Annotated in this window: 1 protein-coding gene; it reads left to right on the forward strand. The window is 74.7% G+C overall.

The genetic code is table 11. The annotated features are described in order from the left end of the window. Positions 1 to 423, forward strand: a 423-nt coding sequence (locus I0Q12_RS33390; RefSeq protein WP_231611098.1) for an ROK family protein, incomplete at both ends; no start/stop codon positions are given.

Below are 423 nucleotides of genomic sequence, written 5' to 3' on the forward strand. Positions count from 1 at the left end.
CTCACGGTGTCGCCCCGGAACTCGGGCACCTGCAGATGGTTCCGGGCGGCCGGGTCTGCGCGTGCGGCAAACGCGGATGCTGGGAGCGGTACTGCAGCGGCACGGCACTCGTGGACACCGCCGTCGACCTGCTGCCCACGGTCCGGGGCCGCTCGCTGCTCGCCCGTGACGCCGCGGCCGATCCCGGGTCGCTCACCGGCCGCCGGATCGCGGCTGCGGCCCAGGACGGGGACGTGCTCGCGGTCGCCGCGATGGCCGAGTTCGCGCGCTGGCTCGGAGTCGGCCTGGCGGCCGTCGCGGACATCTACGATCCCGAACTCGTCGTGATCGCCGGGGGTGTGTCGGGCTCGGCCTCGCTGTTCCTCGACGACGCCCGCGACCACTACGCCGCTGCCCTCACCGGTACCGGGCATCGCCCGCTCG

The sequence above is a fragment of the Rhodococcus sp. CX genome (assembly GCF_015865005.1).
Taxonomy (GTDB): Bacteria; Actinomycetota; Actinomycetes; order Mycobacteriales; family Mycobacteriaceae; genus Rhodococcus.